20 protein-coding genes are annotated in these 18653 nt (G+C 70.7%); 10 read left to right on the top strand and 10 right to left on the bottom strand.

Annotated features, from left to right (window positions below):
• Positions 1 to 29: 29 nt before the first annotated feature.
• The 8 genes from ACRDNQ_RS03580 to ACRDNQ_RS03545 all read right to left on the bottom strand — a co-directional run bounded on the left by ACRDNQ_RS03580 (position 30) and on the right by ACRDNQ_RS03545 (position 6487).
• The gene (locus ACRDNQ_RS03580) at positions 30 to 752 is read right to left on the bottom strand and encodes a DUF4167 domain-containing protein (RefSeq protein ID WP_431827254.1); all 723 of its coding nucleotides are present in this window, start codon (positions 750 to 752) and stop codon (positions 30 to 32) included.
• Between the two features lie 238 nt (positions 753 to 990).
• On the bottom strand, positions 991 to 1845 hold the full coding sequence (gene prmC, locus ACRDNQ_RS03575; RefSeq protein ID WP_431827253.1) for a peptide chain release factor N(5)-glutamine methyltransferase: 855 nt from the start codon (positions 1843 to 1845) through the stop codon (positions 991 to 993).
• Positions 1842 to 2897, bottom strand: a complete 1056-nt coding sequence (gene prfA / locus ACRDNQ_RS03570; RefSeq protein ID WP_431827252.1) for a peptide chain release factor 1 — start codon at positions 2895 to 2897, stop codon at positions 1842 to 1844. Before prfA ends, prmC begins: the two co-directional genes overlap by 4 nt.
• 54 nt (positions 2898 to 2951) lie before the next feature.
• Positions 2952 to 3404 carry a DUF1499 domain-containing protein gene (locus ACRDNQ_RS03565; RefSeq protein WP_431827251.1) on the bottom strand — a complete coding sequence of 151 codons (453 nt, stop codon included), beginning with the start codon at positions 3402 to 3404 and terminating at the stop codon, positions 2952 to 2954.
• Between the two features lie 72 nt (positions 3405 to 3476).
• Positions 3477 to 3890 carry a BLUF domain-containing protein gene (locus ACRDNQ_RS03560; protein WP_431827250.1) on the bottom strand — a complete coding sequence of 138 codons (414 nt, stop codon included), beginning with the start codon at positions 3888 to 3890 and terminating at the stop codon, positions 3477 to 3479.
• Positions 3891 to 3983: 93 nt separating this feature from the next.
• The gene (locus ACRDNQ_RS03555) at positions 3984 to 4166 is read right to left on the bottom strand and encodes a hypothetical protein (protein WP_431827249.1); all 183 of its coding nucleotides are present in this window, start codon (positions 4164 to 4166) and stop codon (positions 3984 to 3986) included.
• 154 nt (positions 4167 to 4320) lie between these two features.
• Complete coding sequence (speB, locus tag ACRDNQ_RS03550) at positions 4321 to 5286, bottom strand: agmatinase (protein ID WP_431827248.1); 966 nt, start codon at positions 5284 to 5286, stop codon at positions 4321 to 4323.
• Between the two features lie 34 nt (positions 5287 to 5320).
• Positions 5321 to 6487: a M20 aminoacylase family protein gene (locus ACRDNQ_RS03545; RefSeq protein WP_431827247.1), complete on the bottom strand. Its 1167-nt coding sequence runs from the start codon at positions 6485 to 6487 to the stop codon at positions 5321 to 5323.
• A gap of 83 nt (positions 6488 to 6570) precedes the next feature.
• Here ACRDNQ_RS03545 and mazG point away from each other — a divergent pair, with 83 nt between their 5' ends.
• On the top strand, positions 6571 to 7389 hold the full coding sequence (gene mazG, locus ACRDNQ_RS03540) for a nucleoside triphosphate pyrophosphohydrolase (RefSeq protein ID WP_431827246.1): 819 nt from the start codon (positions 6571 to 6573) through the stop codon (positions 7387 to 7389).
• A 37-nt stretch (positions 7390 to 7426) separates the two neighbouring features.
• On the opposite strand, the gene ACRDNQ_RS03535 is transcribed toward mazG, so the two are convergent.
• Positions 7427 to 8035, bottom strand: a complete 609-nt coding sequence (locus ACRDNQ_RS03535; RefSeq protein WP_431827844.1) for a hypothetical protein — start codon at positions 8033 to 8035, stop codon at positions 7427 to 7429.
• 141 nt (positions 8036 to 8176) lie between these two features.
• On the opposite strand from ACRDNQ_RS03535, the gene ACRDNQ_RS03530 reads away from it, so the two are divergent.
• The 8 genes from ACRDNQ_RS03530 (at position 8177) to lexA (ending at position 15017) form a co-directional block, all read left to right on the top strand.
• A complete protein-coding gene (locus ACRDNQ_RS03530) occupies positions 8177 to 9118 on the top strand; it encodes a nucleoside hydrolase (RefSeq protein WP_431827245.1) in 942 nt (313 codons plus the stop codon).
• Positions 9115 to 9666 (top strand): hypothetical protein, encoded by a 552-nt coding sequence (locus ACRDNQ_RS03525; RefSeq protein WP_431827244.1) that lies wholly within the window; start codon positions 9115 to 9117, stop codon positions 9664 to 9666. The genes ACRDNQ_RS03530 and ACRDNQ_RS03525 overlap by 4 nt, the downstream gene beginning before the upstream one ends.
• Positions 9663 to 10124 (top strand): GNAT family N-acetyltransferase, encoded by a 462-nt coding sequence (locus ACRDNQ_RS03520; RefSeq protein ID WP_431827243.1) that lies wholly within the window; start codon positions 9663 to 9665, stop codon positions 10122 to 10124. Before ACRDNQ_RS03525 ends, ACRDNQ_RS03520 begins: the two co-directional genes overlap by 4 nt.
• 49 nt (positions 10125 to 10173) lie before the next feature.
• Positions 10174 to 11613, top strand: coding sequence for a protein adenylyltransferase SelO (locus ACRDNQ_RS03515; RefSeq protein ID WP_431827242.1), 1440 nt, complete (start codon positions 10174 to 10176; stop codon positions 11611 to 11613).
• 140 nt (positions 11614 to 11753) lie between these two features.
• Complete coding sequence (gene trpC / locus ACRDNQ_RS03510) at positions 11754 to 12566, top strand: indole-3-glycerol phosphate synthase TrpC (protein WP_431827241.1); 813 nt, start codon at positions 11754 to 11756, stop codon at positions 12564 to 12566.
• On the top strand, positions 12566 to 13045 hold the full coding sequence (moaC, locus tag ACRDNQ_RS03505) for a cyclic pyranopterin monophosphate synthase MoaC (protein WP_431827240.1): 480 nt from the start codon (positions 12566 to 12568) through the stop codon (positions 13043 to 13045). The genes trpC and moaC overlap by 1 nt, the downstream gene beginning before the upstream one ends.
• The gene (locus ACRDNQ_RS03500; protein ID WP_431827239.1) at positions 13042 to 14214 is read left to right on the top strand and encodes a molybdopterin molybdotransferase MoeA; all 1173 of its coding nucleotides are present in this window, start codon (positions 13042 to 13044) and stop codon (positions 14212 to 14214) included. The genes moaC and ACRDNQ_RS03500 overlap by 4 nt, the downstream gene beginning before the upstream one ends.
• 92 nt (positions 14215 to 14306) lie before the next feature.
• Positions 14307 to 15017, top strand: coding sequence for a transcriptional repressor LexA (gene lexA / locus ACRDNQ_RS03495; RefSeq protein ID WP_431827238.1), 711 nt, complete (start codon positions 14307 to 14309; stop codon positions 15015 to 15017).
• Between the two features lie 7 nt (positions 15018 to 15024).
• Here lexA and ACRDNQ_RS03490 read toward each other — a convergent pair whose 3' ends face one another.
• Positions 15025 to 17139, bottom strand: coding sequence for a ComEC/Rec2 family competence protein (locus ACRDNQ_RS03490; protein WP_431827237.1), 2115 nt, complete (start codon positions 17137 to 17139; stop codon positions 15025 to 15027).
• A 78-nt stretch (positions 17140 to 17217) separates the two neighbouring features.
• On the opposite strand from ACRDNQ_RS03490, the gene gltX reads away from it, so the two are divergent.
• Positions 17218 to 18624, top strand: a complete 1407-nt coding sequence (gltX, locus tag ACRDNQ_RS03485; protein WP_431827236.1) for a glutamate--tRNA ligase — start codon at positions 17218 to 17220, stop codon at positions 18622 to 18624.
• Positions 18625 to 18653 lie beyond the last annotated feature (29 nt).

Genomic DNA, 18653 nt, shown 5'->3' with positions numbered 1-18653 from the left:
CGCGCAGGGGCACAGCGGCCTGCCGGGGGTTATTCGGCCGCTTCCTTGCTTTCGGGGGTCTCGGGCGCGCCCGCACCATCGGCTGCGCCCGCGGCGCGACCGCGCGGACGGCGGGGGCGGCGTGCCCGCGCCGGCTCGGCATTCTCGGGCGTTTCGACCAGACCCGAGTCGCCCAGGTCCGCATCGACGACGCGCGCATCGCCGGGGCCAGTATCGTCCCGACCTGCATCGCCCCGCCCTGCATCGGCCCGGCGCGTATCATCCCCGCGCGTCTCGTCCCGGCGCGAATTCTCCCGGCGCGTATCATCGCCGCGCGTCTCGTCCCGGCGCGTGTCCCCACGCTCGGCATCCCGACGCCCCGGGCTGGCCTGACGGCCGCCCTCGGGCGTGTCGTCGCCACCGGACGCGTCGTCGTACTGATCGTCCTGATCGTTATCGTCCCGGCGCTGCTGGCCCTGCTGCTGGCGGTCGCCGCGGTCCTGATTCTGGACACGGAAGGCTTCCTGCTCGCGCAGCGCTTCGCCCAGCATGCGGGTGTAGTGCTCGGCGTGCTGCTGGAAGTTTTCGAACGCCACGCGGTCGTTCGACAACTGGGCGTCGCGCGCCAGCTGGTTGTACTTGTCGATGATCTGCTGCGGCGTCCCGCGCACCTTGCCCTCGGGGCCCGAGCTGTCGAACACGCGGTTGACGATGTTGCCCGAGGGGCGGTTGCGGTTCGACTTCGACCGCGAACGTGACTTGGAACTTCTCATATGAACCCTGATCCGGCCTTGATTTAGGCGCCGCTGCGACTGGCTGGTGTTCCTTGGTGCCGGCCTGTCATGGCCCGGTTCGCAGCGGTTGTCTGGCAAATGGCGAGGGGGACGATCGACGTCCCGCCGCCCGCACGACCCCAATAAACACGACGGCTGTCGAAGGGCAAGGGGATTTTGCGGCGAAATCGCGCGACTGGCGGAAATGGCACGCCCTGCGATCCGCCGGCGCCAGGCACTAGCCCCGCCCCGAAACCACCCGGTCCCTGCCATCCAGATCGGGATGCACGGCGACATCGTCAAGGCCCGCCTGCCGAAACATCGCCGCCACCGCGCGCGCCTGCGCGGGCCCGATCTCGACCAGGACGCGCCCGCCGGGGGCAAGCACCTTCTCGACCCCGGCCGCGATCGCGCGATAGGCCGACAGGCCGTCGCCCTCGTCGGTCAGGGCAAGGCGCGGCTCGTGCTCGCGCACGTCGCGCGACAGGCCGGCCATCTCGGCCGCCGCGATGTAGGGTGGGTTCGACACCACAAGGTCGAAGCGCCCCGCGATGCCGCGGTCGTCCAGCGGGCGGAACCAGTCGCTGGCCAGGATCTCGACCCGGTCGCTCACGCGGTGGCGCACCGCGTTGCCCCAGGCATGGCTGCGCGCGGCGGCCGAGATGTCGGTGCCGGTGCCGATGGCCTCGGGCCGCTCGGCCAGCAGCGTGACCAGGATGCAGCCCGTCCCCGTACCAAGATCGAGCACGCGCTCGAAGGGCTCGGCAAGCGCAAGCTCGACCAAGACCTCGGTCTCGGGCCGGGGATCAAGGACGTCGCGGTCGACCGCGAACTCGCGCCCCCAGAACAGGCGCCGCCCGGTGATGTGGCTGACGGGCTCGTGCGTGACCCGACGCGCGATCGCGATGTCGAAGCGCGCCGCCGTGTCCGAGGTCATCGGTTCGGGCAGGGCCAGCGTCAGCCGTTCGGGCGGCGTCCCAAGCGCCCAGGCCAGAAGCCACCGGGCATCGCGCGACGCCCCCTCGACCCCCGCCGCCGCCAGCCGCCGCGTGGCCTGCACCAGCGCCTGGCCCACTGTCAGGCCCGGCGTCACAGCCCGCTGTCCGCAAGCCGCGCCGCCTGGTCATCGGCCTGAAGCGCGTCGACGATCTCGTCCAGATCGCCCTGCAGGATCTGGTCGAGGCGGTAGAGCGTCAGCCCGATCCGGTGGTCGGTCATGCGCCCCTGCGGGAAGTTGTAGGTGCGGATGCGTTCGGACCGGTCGCCCGACCCCACCTGGCTTTTGCGCGTGGCCGCCCGCGCGGCGTCGGCGCGCTGGCGTTCCATGTCGTAAAGCCGCGCGCGCAGCACCTGCATGGCGATGGCCCGGTTCTGGTGCTGGGACTTCTCGGAACTCGTGACCACGATGCCGGTGGGGATATGGGTGATCCGCACCGCCGAGTCGGTGGTGTTCACGTGCTGCCCGCCCGCCCCGCTTGCGCGCATGGTGTCGATGCGGATGTCGGTGGAGGGGATGTCGATGTCGACGTCCTCGGCCTCGGGCAGGACCGCCACGGTCGCCGCCGAGGTGTGGATGCGTCCGCCGGATTCCGTCTCGGGCACGCGCTGGACGCGGTGAACGCCGGATTCGTACTTGAGCCGGGCGAAGACGCCCTCGCCGCGCACGGCCGCCACGACTTCGCGGATGCCGCCCAGATCGCTTTCCTGAAGCTCCGCGATCTCGAAGCTCCAGCCCTTCGATTCCGCGTATCGCTGATACATGCGCAGAAGGTCGCCGGCGAAAAGCGCCGCCTCCTCGCCCCCCGTGCCCGGCCGGATCTCGAGGATCGCGGGCCGCGCGTCGGCGGCATCCTTGGGCAGAAGCGCCAGCCGCAGCGCCTGCTCGGCCTCGGGCAGGCGGGCCCGAAGCACCGGCAGTTCGTCCTCGGCCAGCGCCCGCATCTCGGGGTCCGACAGCATGGCCTCGGCCTCGGCGATGTCGGCGCGAAGGGCGCGGTAGGCGTCGATCTGCGCCACCACGGGCTTGAGATCGGAATACTCGCGGCTCAGCGCCGCGATCTGCGACGCCGCCGCGCCGTCCGAGAGGCGGGCCTCCAGGAACTGGAAGCGTCCCATGATCTGGTCGAGTTTGTCGGCGGGAACCATCCCCGTCCCATCCCTCATGGGAACTGGGGCGTCAAGGGGCGCACCGGGGACGCGTCATCCCGCCAGCCGGTCCTCGACCGCGCCAAGCCAGGCCTCGACCCGCGCGCGGTTCACGCCCATGTCCCCCTGTCCGAAGCGCAGGCGCGAATGGATGGCGACGGTGGCGCCGCCGGTTTCGGGATCGGGCAGCACGCGGATCGTGACGTAGTCGGGAAACCCCCAGAGGCGGCTGCGTGCGACATAGGTCACTTGCCCCTCGCCCGGGCTGCCCGCCAGCCGGGTGACGCGCGGGGTGGACAGCGCCACGGCATCGAAGGCCTCGATCACCGCCTGGGGCGAGGCCGCGAAGACCGGCGCCTCGGGCGGGGCCAGCCGGATGCCGCCCGGACCGGGATCGGGCGCGGCAAGCGGATCGACGTGCCAGCGCGCCGGATCGGACGGCGCAAGCCGGACATAGAGGGCGAAACCGGCAGCCACGAGGGCAAGAAGGATGAGGACGCTGCGCATGGGCCGCAGATAGCAGGTCCGCGGGCGCGGACAAGCCGATGACGCACCGGACATGTCGGCCCGCCAACGGGCTCAGTCGATCGGGCCGGCCTGCGATTCTGCCGCCAAAGCCTTGAAAACGGCGCTGAGGTTGGCCGCCCTGACACGATCGAGGCCATCACCCGAGGCGTCCGTCCCGTCCGGGAACCAGGACCGGGCGGGATCGTGCAGCATGGCCCACTGCCCGAACAACCGTTCGGAAACGGGCTCGGACAGGTGCATGACGATATCCACGTGCCGGTCGTCCCGAGAGATTCGCGCGAACGCATCGCGGACCTGCCGTTCGGGTCCCTCGAGCAACTGAACGAACACATCCCGTCGGCAGATGAGGGCGCCCGTCACGCCGTCGCGCGTGTTGCAGCGCCGCGCGTCGAGCAGGATCCCGGCCAGCACCCCCTCGTCAAAGCCGAAGGGTTGCGAGGAATAGATGATCCGCAAAAGACCCAAGATGTCCGCTCCCGTTCGAGGATCCGGCGCGCGGTGGTGGCGATGCCGGACGTGGGCCCCAGTGACGGCCCACGCCGCCGCGCACGGGAAAGCTCAGGGGGTCTTCTTCTTCTTCGTCGCCGCAGGCGCATCGCCATCCGCGGCCTCGACCTCGGTCGCGGGCTTTTCGGGCGGAGCCGAGTTCATCGCTTTGCGGCGTCTGGCGCTGTTGGGTTTTGCCGGTTCGGCAAGGAATTCGGCAAGGTTGAATTTCGGCTTCATGGAAAACATGGTCATGCGTTGACGCCTTTCATGGGCGTCCGGTATCGAACACCTGCCCAAGACATGGGGCCTCGGACCCAAAACTGTAAGTGGGGCATCGGGCTGCATGGCGGTTTCGCCGGCTCGTCGTGCCGGAACTGGCCGCGCCGGGGTGCGGAGCGGGCCCCGCCTACCCCTTCCGCCGGGTCCAGCCCCACAGGCAGATCAGTTCCATCGCCACATGCGCGCCCGCCACGGCCGTCGCGCCAGTGGTGTCGTAGGGGGGCGAGACCTCGACCACGTCGCCGCCGACAAGGTTGATGCCGGCGAGGTCGCGCAGGATCGCGGCCGCCTGCCACGAGGCGAGCCCGCCCCAGACCGGCGTGCCGGTGCCGGGCGCGAAGGCCGGGTCGAGGCAGTCGATGTCGAAGCTCACATAGCAGGGCCGATCGCCCACGCGGGCCTTTATCTGCCCGACCACCCAGGCAACACCCTTCTCGTGGACGCTGCGCGCGTCGATGAAATCGAGGCCGCAGTAGTCGTCGCAGACCGTGCGGATGCCGACCTGGACGCTGTGCGCCGCGTCTACGAGCCCGGTCTTCACCGCCTTGTAGGTCATCGTGCCGTGGTCGATGCGCGTCAGGTCGTCGTCGGGCCAGAGGTCGGAATGGGCATCGAACTGCACCAGCGCGATCGGCCCGAACTTCTCGGCGTAAGCCTTGAGAATCGGGAAGGTAATGTAGTGGTCCCCCCCCAGCGTGATCGACCCCGCGCCGGCGGCAAGGATGCCCCGGATGTGGTCGGTGATCCGGTCGGGCGTCTCCGACACCTTGGCATAGTCGAAGGCCACGTCGCCGTAGTCGGCGATGGCGAATTCGCTGAGCGGGTCGTAGTCCCAGCCATAGGGCGGGTCATACGGCTGAAGGCTCGACGCCTCGCGGATCGCGCGGGGGCCGAAGCGGGTGCCGGGGCGGTGCGTCACCGCCTGGTCGAACGGCACGCCGGTCACGGCCAGGTCGACGCCGGTCAGGTCCTTGGTGTAGCGCCGCCTGAGGAACGAGGTCGCGCCGCCGAAGGCGTTTTCGAACGCCGGCCCCCGCAGATCGCTGCGGGTGAAGGCCACGTCGACCTGGGATTTCGCGTCTTCAAGGGACATTTCGGTTTCCTGTCAGATGTTTGCCGGTCCGATTTCAACCGCCGACCGGTTGCGCCCGTTCGACCAGCCGGGCGAAGAAGGACGCGCCGATGGGGGCGATCTCGTCATTGAAGTCGTATTTCGGGTGGTGGCAGAACGGGCCGTCCCCCTGCCCGATGAACAGATAGGCCCCCGGCCGCGCCTCGAGCATATAGGCGAAATCCTCGGCGCCCATCTCGGGCGGGCGATCGTCGCGCACGTTGTCCCGGCCCACCACCTCGCGGGCCACGTCAGCGGCAAAGGCGGTCTGCGGCGCGTGGTTCACGGTCGCGGGGTAGTGGCGTTCATAGCCCAGCGCGATCTCGACCCCGAAGGCAGTGCCGATGCCGGCCGCCACCTCGCGCATGCGCCGTTCGCACAGATCGCGCATCGCCTCGTCGAAGCTGCGCACGGTCCCGGCGACATGGGCGGTCCCGGGGATCACGTTGCTGGCGGTGCCGGCATGGATCACCGTCACCGACACGACAAGCGGCAGCGTCGGCGGGCGGTTGCGCGACACCAGCGTGTCCATCGCCTGCGCCAGCGCAAGCGCCGCCGGGATCGGGTCGACCGCTTCATGCGGATAGGCAGCATGACCGCCCTTGCCCTTGATATCGAACCGGAATTCGTCGACCGCGGCCATGATCGGTCCCGGCGTCGTGTCGATCTGGCCCACGGGCGTGTCGGGCGCGTTGTGCACGCCGTAGACCTGGCTGATGCCGAAGCGGTCCATGATCCCTTCGCGCACCATGACGCCGCCGCCGCCGCCGTCCTCTTCGGCGGGCTGGAAGATCAGCGCGACGCGGCCGCGGAAGTTCCGCGTCTCGGCCAGATAGCGGGCGGCGCCCAGAAGCATCGTCGTGTGCCCGTCATGGCCGCAGGCATGCATCTTGCCGGGCACTTCGCTGGCCCACTCGGCGCCGGTTTCCTCGTGGATCGGCAGCGCGTCCATGTCGGCGCGCAGACCGATCGTCGGGCCCTCGCCCTGCCCGTTGACGATCGCAACGATCCCCGAGGTGGCGATGCCTTCGTGAATCTCGTCCACCCCGAACGCGCGCAGCTTCTCTGCCACGAAGGCCGCCGTCCGGTGGCAGTCGAAGGCCAGTTCGGGATGACGGTGCAGCCAGCGTCGCCACGCGGTCATGTCCTCGGCATAACCGGCGATGCGATTGATGACGGGCATGTGGACTCCTCGCGTGCCTCGTGGGACGAGAGACAGAGTTCCAGAGACCGCAGGCGCCCGCAATGCCCAAATCCGCACTCCCCATGCCCGACGACCTTGTCCACGACCCCGACGGCGGAATGCCCCGCCTGCTTGAGATCATGCGCCGCCTGCGCGACCCGGTGACGGGCTGCCCGTGGGATATCGAGCAGGACTTCGCCACCATCGCGCCCTACACGATCGAAGAGGCCTACGAGGTCGCCGACGCGATCGAACGGCAGGCCTGGGGCGACTTGAAGGGCGAACTGGGCGATCTGCTGTTGCAGGCGGTCTATCACGCGCAGATGGCGGACGAGGCCGGCCACTTCGCCTTCGACGACGTGGTGCGCGACATCGCCGACAAGATGGTCGACCGCCACCCGCATGTGTTCGGCGACGAATCCCGCGACAAGTCGGCCGAGCAGCAGACCCGCGACTGGGAGGCGCAGAAGGCGCGCGAACGCGCGGCGCGCGCGAAGGGCGGCGTGCTGGACGACGTGGCGTTGGGCCTGCCCGCCCTTCTGCGCGCGCTCAAGCTTCAGAAACGGGCCGCAAGAGTCGGATTCGACTGGCCTTCCACCGACGAGGTCGTGGCCAAGATCGTGGAAGAAGCGCACGAACTGGCCGAGGCGAAGCACAGCCGCGACCATGCCGCCCTGACCGAGGAAATGGGCGATCTGCTGTTCGTCGTGGCGAACCTTGCCCGCCACCTGAAGATCGACCCCGAAGAGGCACTGCGCGGCGCCAACGCCAAGTTCGTCCGCCGCTTCCGGTTCATCGAGGCCGAACTGGCGAAGCTTGGCAGAACACCCGAGCAGTCGAACCTGGCCGAGATGGACGCGCTGTGGGATGCGGCGAAGGCGGCCGAGCGGAAGACCGACTGAGCCGGGGCGCGGGTGCGCCCTCCTCTCCGCGCCGGGTCTACTGCGCGCGCGCCAGACGTTCGGCCTTGCGCGCCAGGACCGTGCGCTGCGGCTCCCACGGGTACTTGTCGGCGGTGGTCCGCACCCAGACAAGCTCGCCCCCCGTCCGCCAGGGGTCGAGGACGATGCCATCGTACATCCCCTCGCCCTTGAGGCTGATGATCGCGGTGCTGTGGTCGATGCGGAAGGCGCGGTCGGCGTTGGCGATGGCGCGGTGCATGTCGAGCGTCTGGAAGTTCTCGGCCAGAAGCCGCCGCTCCATGTCCTCGGCCCAGTGCCAGCACAGGCCGCGGGGCTTGAGGCCCGCGTTCACCTTCATGTTGTGGACCAGCGGCGGATCGACGATCTGGTACTGTCGCACCAGTTCGTCGGTCCAGTCATAGGCGACCTGCGCGGCGCGCGCGGCCTCGTCGGGATCGACCCCGGGGCCAAGCGCGAGGATCGCGTCGCGCAGGGCCGCGACCTGCACCTCGCGCGGCAGGTCGGCCACCGCATCGAAGGTGGGCACCCCGCCCAGGTCGCGCCGGTCGGCCGGTTCGGGCGCGGACGCACAGCCCGCAAGCGCAAGCACAAGAGCCCCGGCGGCCCAAAGCGTCATGCGTCGCATCGTCACCTCGTCACGTCGTGAACCGGGCGGCAAGGCACGCCCCAATCATGCCGGTGCTACCCTCTGGCGCCCCGCATGTCGAGGGTTTCACCGGTCGCGAATCCGCTTGATCGCGCCCCCGGCCCATGCGACGCCACCGCCATGACCCGTCGCAAGATCATCATCGACACCGACCCGGGCCAGGACGACGCCGTCGCGATCCTTCTGGCCCTCGCCAGCCCCGACGAGATCGACGTGCTGGGCCTGACCGCGGTTGCCGGCAACGTGCCGCTGGCGCTGACCCAGCGCAACGCCCGCATCGTCTGCGAGCTGGCCGGCCGCCCCGACGTGCCGGTCTACGCCGGCAGCGCCGCCCCCCTGGCGCGCCCGCTGGTCACGGCCGAGCATGTCCACGGCAAGTCCGGTCTCGACGGGATCGAGATCGTCGAGCCGACGATGCCGCTTCAGGCGCTCGACGGGGTCGAGTTCATCATCCACACCCTGCGGCGCGAGGCCCCGGGAACCGTCACGCTGTGTCCCCTGGGGCCGCTGACGAACATCGCGAAGGCCTTTCTCGAGGCCCCCGACATCGTGAACCGGGTCCAGCAGATCGTGCTGATGGGCGGGGCCTACTTCGAGGTCGGCAACATCACGCCGGCCGCCGAGTTCAACATCTACGTCGACCCCGAAGCGGCCGAGATCGTGTTCCGGTCGGGCTGCGACATCGTGGTCATGCCGCTGGACGTCACGCACAAGGCGCTGACCACTGCGCCGCATGTCGCGGGGTTCCGCGCCATGGGCACCACCGTGGGGCACACCGTCGCCGCATGGACCGACTTCTTCGAGCGGTTCGACAAGGAGAAGTACGGCTCGAAGGGCGCGCCGCTGCACGACCCCTGCGTGATCGCCTACCTGATCCGCCCCGACCTGTTCTCGGGCCGGCACATCAACGTCGAGATCGAGACGCAGTCCGACCTGACGCGGGGCATGACCGTCGCCGACTGGTGGCGGGTGACGAAGCGCCCTGCCAACGCCACCTTCATGGGCGACATCGACGCCGAGGGCTTCTTCGCGCTGCTGACCGAACGGATCGGCCGGCTATGACCGCAGGACGATCGCTTGGCGCACGGCTGGCGCTGGCCTGCCTCGTCGCGGCCGCGGCCTGCCTTCCCGCCGCCGCGCAGGACCTGTCCGATGACTGGGAGGTGATCGGCACCGTCGAGGCCATGATCGACGACGCGCCCATGACCTTCTTCGCCGCCCGCCGCATCGACACCGGCGAGGCCACCGTGATCGAGACCCCGGGCACGGACGGCCGGATCATCACCATCGGCGCCATGACCCCCGACCAGGCCGGCGAGCCCGGGCTGCCGATCCTGACGCTGAAGCTCCACGCCGATCGCGCCGGCTTTCCCGCGATGCTCGAGATCGACCTGCGCGAGGCCGAGCGCGTGCTCATGGCCAACGACCACAGCGAAACCGACGCCCTGCTCGAAGACCTGAGGATTGACGCCGATGGCGGGCTGTCCTTCGCCTTTCAGGCCGAACTCATGGTCATGGCGCCGAACGCGGACGGCAGCTTCGCGCCGCTTCCGGGGGCCGTGGGCGACCTGATCTCGGGCCGCTTCGACGGGCGCCTGCCCGCCCAATGAGCGGCCTTCTGCATCTCTGCGGCGCGGACGATATCGACCGGCTCCTCCCGATGGTCGCGGCCTATCATGCCTTCGAAGGCATCGAGGCGACCGAGACACACCGCCGCGCCGCGCTCGAACCGCTTCTGGCCGGAAGCCCCCACGGCGCCGTCTGGTTCATCGGGCCGCGCCGCGCGCCGGTGGGCTATGTTGTCGTGACCTTCGGCTGGTCGGTCGAATTCGGCGGCCTCGACGGCTTCGTCGACGAGCTTTTCATCCGCGAGGCCGTGCGCGGACGGGGCATGGGGTCCGAGGCGCTTCGGGCGCTGATCGCGACGCTTGCCGCAAACGGCCTGCGCGCGCTGCATCTCGAGCTGGCCGCGCACAACGACCGCGCCCGACGCTTCTATGGAAAGCTCGGCTTCGCGGCGCGCGATCGCTATCACCTGATGTCCTGGACCGCGCCCGACGCGGGGTGACACTGGACATGTCCCGCGCCGCGCCCCACCTTCTGGCCGAGGCCGACCCATGACGATCCACATTCCCTTCGACAACAGCTACGCGCGGCTTCCCGACCGCTTCTTCACGCGTCTTGCGCCGACCCCGGTGCGCGCGCCGGCGCTGCTGCGCGTGAACGAGGCGCTGGCGCACGCGCTTGGGATCGACCCCAAGGCGCTGGGCACGCCCGAAGGCGTGGCGGTGCTGGCCGGAAACGCCGTGCCGCCGGGTGCCGAGCCGCTGGCGCAGGCCTATGCCGGGCACCAGTTCGGCGGCTGGTCGCCGCAACTGGGCGACGGCCGCGCGATCCTTCTGGGCGAGGTGGTCGGGCGCGACGGCATTCGCCGCGACATCCAGCTCAAGGGCGCGGGCCGCACGCCCTACAGCCGCATGGGCGACGGCCGCGCCTGGCTGGGCCCGGTGTTGCGCGAATATCTCATGTCCGAGGCGATGCACGCCCTGGGCATCCCCACCACCCGCGCCCTCGCTGCCGTCACCACGGGCGAGATCGTGCTGCGCGAAAGGCCCCTGCCTGGGGCGGTCCTGGCCCGCGTCGCGCAAAGCCACATCCGCGTGGGCACCTTCCAGTTCTTCGCGTCGCGCCAGGACGACGACGCTCTGCGCACGCTGACCGACCACGTCATCGCCCGCCACTACCCCGAAGCGGACACCCCGCTCGACCTGCTCGACGCCGTCATCGGCCGGCAGGCGGCTCTGGTGGCCCGCTGGATGGGCGTGGGCTTCATCCACGGCGTGATGAACACCGACAACACCGCGATCTCGGGCGAAACGATCGACTACGGCCCCTGCGCCTTCATCGACACCTATCACCCCGAGACGGTCTATTCCTCGATCGACCACTACGGGCGCTACGCCTACAACCGGCAACCCGACATCCTGGTGTGGAACCTCGCGCAGTTCGCGACCTGCCTCCTGCCGCTGATCGAAGGCGACCGGGCCCAGGCGATCGAGGCCGCGACCGAGGCCGTGCACGGCTTCGCCCCCCGCTTCCAGACGGAATGGACGCAGGTGTTCCGCCGCAAGCTTGGCCTTGCCACCGCCGAGGACGGCGACGCGGCCCTGGCCCACGGCCTTCTCGAGGCCATGGCGGCGGGACGGGCCGACTTCACGCTGACCTTCCGCGGGCTTGCCGACGGCAGCGCCGCCGCGGCCTTCGCCGATCCGGCGCCCTACCATGCCTGGGAGGGCGGCTGGATCGCGCGCCTGGCCCGCGAGGGCGCCACGCCCGAAACCCGCGCGACCGCGCTTGCCGCCGCCAACCCGGCGATCCACCCGCGCAACCACCGCATCGAAGAGGCGATCGCCGCCGCCGTCGACGGCGACCTCGACCCCTTCGAGCGGTTGCTCGCCACCCTCGCGCACCCCTTCGAGACGACGCCCGACGCCCGACGCCTCGGACACCCGCCCGCCCCGGGCGACGAAGTGCGCCAGACCTTCTGCGGCACCTGAAGGGCAGCCGCGGAGGCGCGCCCGCCCGTGCTTCTTCTCTTGCCGAAATACTCCGGGGGGCGGGCCAGGCACCGCCCGGACCGCGGGGCAGAGCCCCGAAACCACTTCCGTTTCGCGGACTTCGGCGGTAATCGACACCCATGAGCACCGTTCTCGACCGCATCAAGTCCTACAAGCTCGACGAGATCGCCGCGGCCAAGGCCGAGCGGTCCCTCGCCGACATCGAGGCCGAGGCGCGCGCCGCCCCGGCCCCGCGCGATTTCCGCGCCGCCCTCGCCACGGCCGCGCAATCGGGCTATGGCCTCATCGCCGAGGTGAAGAAGGCCAGCCCCTCGAAGGGCCTGATCCGCGCCGACTTCGACCCCGCCGCCATTGCGCAGGCCTACGAGGCCGGGGGCGCAGCCTGCCTGTCGGTGCTGACCGACACGCCGTCCTTCCAGGGCGCGCCCGACTTCCTGCGGCAGGCGCGAGCGGCGACCTCGCTTCCGGTTCTGCGCAAGGACTTCCTCTATGACACCTACCAGGTGGCCGAGGCGCGCGCCTGGGGCGCGGACTGCATCCTGATCATCATGGCCTCGGTCGACGACGGTCTCGCGGCCGAGCTTGAGGCCGCGGCGCGGCACTGGAACATGGACGTTCTCGTGGAAGTCCACGACGAGGACGAACTCGAACGCGCCACGGCGCTGTCGTCGCCGCTTCTGGGCATCAACAACCGCAACCTGCACACCTTCGAGACCGACATCGGCACGACGCGGCGGCTGGCGAAGATCGCACCGCCCGAGCGGGAACTGGTGGCCGAGTCGGGTCTTTCGACGCCCGAGGATCTGGCCGACCTCGCGCGCTACGGGGTGCGGCGCTTCCTGGTCGGCGAAAGCCTGATGCGGCAGGCCGACGTCGAGGCCGCGACCCGCGCGCTCCTGACCCGGCCCTACCTGCCGATGCGGGGGATGTGATGCCGAAGCTCTCGCATTTCGATGCGGACGGGGCGGCGCACATGGTCGATGTCTCGGGCAAGGCGGCGACGGCGCGCGAAGCGGTCGCCGAAGGGGTCGTGCGGATGCCCGAGGCGACGCTTGCCCTGATCACCGGGGCGCGGGCCGACAAGGGTGACGTGATCGGCGTGGCGCGTCTGGCCGGGATCATGGGCGCGAAGAAGACCGCCGAACTGATCCCGCTCTGCCATCCCCTGTCGCTGTCGAAGGTCGCCGTCGACCTGGCGCCAGACCCCGCCCTCCCCGGCCTTCGGATCACCGCGACGGTGCGCACCACCGGCCCCACGGGCGTCGAGATGGAGGCCCTGACCGCCGTCGCCACCGCCTGTCTGACCGTCTACGACATGGTCAAATCCGCCGGCAAGGGCATGGAGATCGGCGGCATCCGGCTGCTCAGCAAGACCGGCGGCAAGTCCGGCCCCTACGAGGCCGACCGGTGATCACCGTCGACGAGGCGCTGGCCCGCGTGCTGGCGCTGGCCCGCCCCCCCGAGGAAGAGCGCGTTCCGCTGCGCGCGGCCGCGAACCGAGTCCTGCTGGGGACGGTCGCCGCCGCGCGCGCCCAGCCGCCTTTCGCCGCCTCCGCGATGGACGGCTATGCCGTGGCCGCCGACGCGCCTGCCCCCGGCGACCGCTTCCGCGTGATCGGCGCCGCCGCCGCCGGTGCGGCCTTCGCGGGCCGCGTGGGCCCGGGCGAGGCGCTGCGCATCTTCACCGGCGCCCCCGTGCCGGAGGGCGCGACCCGGGTCATCCTCCAGGAGGATGTCGAGGTCGCGGGAGATGTCATCACCGTGAAAGCCGGGCTTGACGCGGGGCGGAACATCCGCCCGGCGGGCGCGGACTTCGCGGCCGGCGCGACGCTGTCGGGCCCCCGCCGCCTGCGCCCCGTCGACCTTGCCCGGCTGGCGGCGATGAACCTGCCCGAGGTGCCGGTCGCCCGCCGCCCCGAGGTCGCGCTGATCGCCACCGGCGACGAACTGGTGATGCCCGGCGAGGTGCCGCGCGACGACCAGATCGTGGCCTCGAACGCCTTCGCCCTTGCCGCCATGGTCGAGGCCGAGGGCGGCGTCGCGCGACTGCTTCCCATCGCGCGCGACACCGACTGGGCGCTGCGCGCAGCCTTCGACATGGCGCGGGGCGCGGACCTGATCGTGACCATCGGCGGCGCGTCGGTGGGCGATCACGACCTTGTCGGCAAGGTGGCGGGCGACATGGGGCTTGAACGCGCGTTCCACAAGATCGCCATGCGGCCCGGAAAGCCGCTGATGGCCGGGCATCTTCTGGGCGCGGCCCTGCTGGGGCTGCCGGGCAATCCGGTCTCGGCCATCGTCTGCGGGCACCTGTTCCTTCTGCCGCTCCTGCGCGCCCTGCAGGGCCTGCCCGCCGGGCCCGCACCGCGCCACCGCGCGCCCCTTGCCGCGCCCGTCGGTCCGAACGGCCCGCGCGAACACTACATGCGCGCCACGCGCGGCCCCGAGGGGCTGATCCCCGCCGCCAGCCAGGACAGCTCGCTCCTGTCGGTTCTGTCAGAGGCCGACGCGCTGATCGTGCGGCCCGTGGGCGACGGCCCCCGCGGCGTGGGCGAGATCGTCGACTACCTGCCCATCTGAGCTCAAAAGTTGACACAAAACGGGAACGCGCGTAGAACATCCCCCGAACGCCCGCGACGGAATGCGGGCGCCCCCTGACGGAGGCCACGGCAGTGCTGACGCGCAAGCAACTGGAACTTCTCGACTTCATCAACAAGCGCGTCGTCCGCGACGGCGTTCCGCCATCCTTCGATGAGATGAAGGACGCGCTTGACCTGCGCTCGAAGTCCGGGATCCACCGACTGATCACCGCGCTGGAAGAACGCGGCTACCTGCGCCGCCTGCCCCACAGGGCGCGCGCGCTTGAAATCGTGAAACTGCCCGAGGCGCTGGAAAAGGGCACCCACGGAGGCAGCCGCAAGCCCGCGTTCGAACCGCGCGTGATCACTGGCGACCGACCCGCCGCGACGCCACCCTCGGCGATCCCGGTCGAGGTGCACGCGGTCGAGATCCCGGTGATGGGCCGCATCGCCGCCGGCGTCCCGATCGAGGCGATTTCCGAAGTTAGCCACAACGTCGCCGTGCCGGGCCAGATGCTGTCGGGCCAGGCGCCTCACTACGCGCTCGAGGTGAAGGGCGATTCGATGATCGACGCGGGCATCAACGATGGCGACATCGTGGTGATCCGCGAAACCACGACGGCGCAGAACGGCGACATCGTGGTGGCCCTGGTCGAGGATCAGGAAGCCACGCTCAAGCGGTTCCGGCGCAACGGCGGCATGATCGCGCTCGAAGCGGCGAACCCCGCCTACGAGACGCGCATCTTCCGCGATGACCAGGTCAAGGTGCAGGGGCGGCTGGTCGGTTTGATCCGCACCTACTGACCCGCACCTACGGATCGTCATCCGCCGACCCGCGCGGCCCCTGTGACACCGCGTTCCAGCGCCGCGTGCCGGTGCTGTCGGCGACACTGACGACCCTCAGCCCCTCTGGCGCCGCGTGGATGGCGATGGCGCCGGCCTTGGCAAGGGTCGCGCGGTCGATCACGCGGCAGCGCCCCCGGGCGGGTCCCGCCTGCCCCGCAAGGATGACGAGATCGGCCTCGAGGCAGGCCGCCGCCAGCCGGTCGGCCGCGCCGCGTCCGCTGAGATGCACGGCGCTGAGGCCGGCCACGCGGAAGGCGCGTGCGCCCGCCTCGCCCCAGAACCCGGCCCGGGCCGAGGCCGCCGCCTGATCGGCGCCGTCGCCGTCGTTTTCCAGCCACGAGGCCGCGGCGAAGCCATCGCCCCGCGCCTTCGAGACCACGCGCCCCTGCTCTGTCATCAGGCCGACCAACCCGCCGCTGTCCGAGATCAGAAGCGCCGGACGCTCCACCACCGGCCAGAGCGCCAGCGCCAGCGCCATCGGGGCAATACCCAGAAGCCGCGCGCGCCCCTGCCACAGGATCAGCCAGAGCGCCCCCAGCACGAAGGACGGCAGCACCCAGGGCGCGGGCGTGACCACGTGGCTGACGGCCCCGGGCCAGCTGGCCACCTCGTGCGCGACGGCAAGGATCCACCGGATCGCAGGCCCCATGATGGCCAGCCCGATCCCCGCGCCACCGAAGGGCGCAAGGATCGCGGCCAGCACGGCGGCGGGGATGATGACGGTTCCCATCAGCGGGACCGACACGACGTTGGCGACCAGCCCGTAGTGCGGCACCCGGTTGAAATGCGCCGCCGCGATCGGCGCGGTGGCCAACCCCGCCACGGCGGACGAGACGACCAGCGCCACCACCGGCAGCAGCCAGCGCGGCAGCCGCCGCGGCGCGCCCGGTTCGCGCGCGTCGCGCATCCAGCCGAAGACCGCGACAAGCGCCGTGGTGGCCGCGAAGGACATCTGGAACCCCGGGCCCAGAAGCGCCTCGGGCCGCAGCGCCAGCACGATCAGCGCCGCCAGCGCGACCGAGCGCAGCGACAGCGCGCGCCGGTCGAAAAGCACCGCCACCAGCATGACCGCGACCATCACGAAGGCGCGTTCCGTGGCCACGTTGCCGCCCGACAGCGCCAGGTAGAAGGCGCCCGCGGCCAGCGCCGCGACGGCCGCGATCTTCTTGGTGGACCGGTGCAGCGCGATCCCCGGCACCAGCGCCAGCCCATAGCGCAGCGCGGCGAAGACGAAGCCGGTCAGAAGGCCCATGTGCAGCCCCGAGATCGCAAGCAGATGTGCAAGGTTCGAGATCCGCAGATCCTCGTTCACGCCAGCCTCGATGCCCGACCGGTCGCCGGTTGTGATCGCGCTTGCGAAAGCGCCCGCCTGCCCCGGCAGGGCCTCCTGGACGTAGCCCGAGATCGCCATGCGCAGCCGGAACACGGCAAGCCCGCCGTGGCCCTCGTCCGCTGGGCGCAGCGTCAGGACCGGCGTGCGCGTATAGCCCACCGCACCCAGGCCGTCGAACCAGGCCTGGCGGCGGAAATCGAAGCCCCCGGGCTCGACCGGGCCCTGCGGCGGCCCGAGATGCCCGGTCAGGATCACCGTCAGCCCCGGGGTCGGGGTGATCCAGCCCTGCACGCCATGAAGCGACACCCGCACCCGGTCGGGCGTGCGCCCGGGGGCGACGTCCCGCAGCACCACGCGGTCCAGTGTCAGCCGCACCGCGTCCGAGGCCGAACGGTCGATGCCGACGATCCGTCCCTCGATGGGGCCATAGTAGCGAAAGCCCAGAACGGGGCCGGCCACCGCCTCGGTCCGGTGGCCGGCCGCAAGCACCCCCGCCACCAGCATCAGCGCCGCGACCGGAAGCGGCGCGGTCAAGCGCGTCAGGACGGCGACCAGCGCCAGCGCGCCCGCGATGCCGCCAAGCGCCCACCATTCCCGGGCGGTGGGGTCGCGGGCCAGCGCGAAATAGATCGCGATGCCCGCGCCGAAGAACACCGGCGCCCAGGGGAACAGGTGCCCGCGCTGCGCGTCGAAGACCCCGGGCCCTGCCCGGGACAAACCCGCAAGGATCGCCGCGCCGGGTGGCACCCTTGTCCTCTCCTGACCTTCTGGCTACACCGGCGCCACGATTTCCAGCACATGGTTGCCAAAAGGTTAAAGCCGCCCATGTCCGAGCGCCCGGTCGTCACACGCTTTGCCCCCTCGCCCACCGGCTATCTGCATATCGGGGGCGCGCGGACGGCGCTGTTCAACTGGCTTTACGCCCGCGGCCGCGACGGCACCTTCCTTCTGCGGATCGAGGACACCGACCGCGCCCGGTCGACCCCCGAGGCGACGCAGGCGATCCTCGACGGGCTGGGCTGGCTTGGCCTCGACTGGGACGGCGAGGCGATCAGCCAGTTCGACCGGGCCGACCGCCACGCCGAGGTGGCGCGCCAGATGCTGGCGGCCGGCACCGCCTACAAGTGCTTCGCCACCCCCGACGAGATCGAGGCCTTCCGCGAGGCCGCCCGCGCCGAGGGGCGATCGACCCTGTTCCGCTCGCCCTGGCGCGACGTGCCCGAGGTCGACCACCCCGACGCGCCCTATGCGATCCGGGTCAAGGCCCCGCGCGCGGGCGAGACGGTGATCGACGACGTGGTGCAGGGTCGGGTGACGATCCGCAACGACCAGCTGGACGACATGATCGTCCTGCGCTCGGACGGAACGCCGGTCTACATGCTGGCGGTGGTGGTCGACGACCACGACATGGGCGTGACCCATGTCATCCGGGGCGACGATCACCTGAACAACGCGGCGCGCCAGATGCTGGTCTATCACGCCATGGGATGGGACGTGCCGGTCTGGGCGCATATCCCGCTGATCCACGGCGAGGACGGCAAGAAGCTGTCCAAGCGCCACGGCGCGCTTGGCATCGAGGAGTGGCGCGCGATGGGCTATCCGGCGGCGGCGCTGCGCAACTACCTTGCCCGGCTGGGCTGGAGCCATGGCGACGACGAGTTCTTCACCGACGCGCAGGCGCTCGAATGGTTCGACATCACCGGAATCCGCAAGGCTCCGGCGCGACTTGACCGCAAGAAGCTCGACAGTCTGTCGGCGCAGCACATCGCCGCGATGGACGACGCAAGCCTCGTGGCCGAGATCGACGATTTTCTTGCTGCAACTGCACAGCCGCGGCTTTCTGCGGCGCAGCGTGACGGGCTCGAGCGGGCGATGTACTGCCTCAAGGACCGTGCCCGGGCCTTCCCCGAGCTGATCGAGAAGGGCCAGTTTATCCTGACCGAACGCCCGGTGACGGCCGACGAGGCGGCGGCGCGGGCGCTTGATCCGGTATCCCGTCGTATACTGAGTCAATTGACGCCGCACCTGCAAAGTGCTAGCTGGACGCGCGAGGCGCTCGAAGGCATCCTGACCCGCGAGGCCGAGGCGAACGGCATGAAGTTCGGGGCGCTGGCCGCCCCCCTCCGGGCCGCTCTGGCAGGCCGCACCGCGACACCCAGCGTCTATGACATGATGCTGGTGTTGGGACAGGACGAAACGATCGCCCGCCTCGAGGATGCAGGCCGGGTCTAACCGGCCGCGACAGGTGGACCCGCCCCGCC

It is taken from the genome of Saliniferula longa, from assembly GCF_050789285.1.
Taxonomy (GTDB): Bacteria; Pseudomonadota; Alphaproteobacteria; order Rhodobacterales; family Rhodobacteraceae; genus CAVPWP01.
The sequence above is the reverse complement of the archived record's forward strand: the minus strand, read 5'-3'. Positions and strand labels throughout refer to the sequence as shown.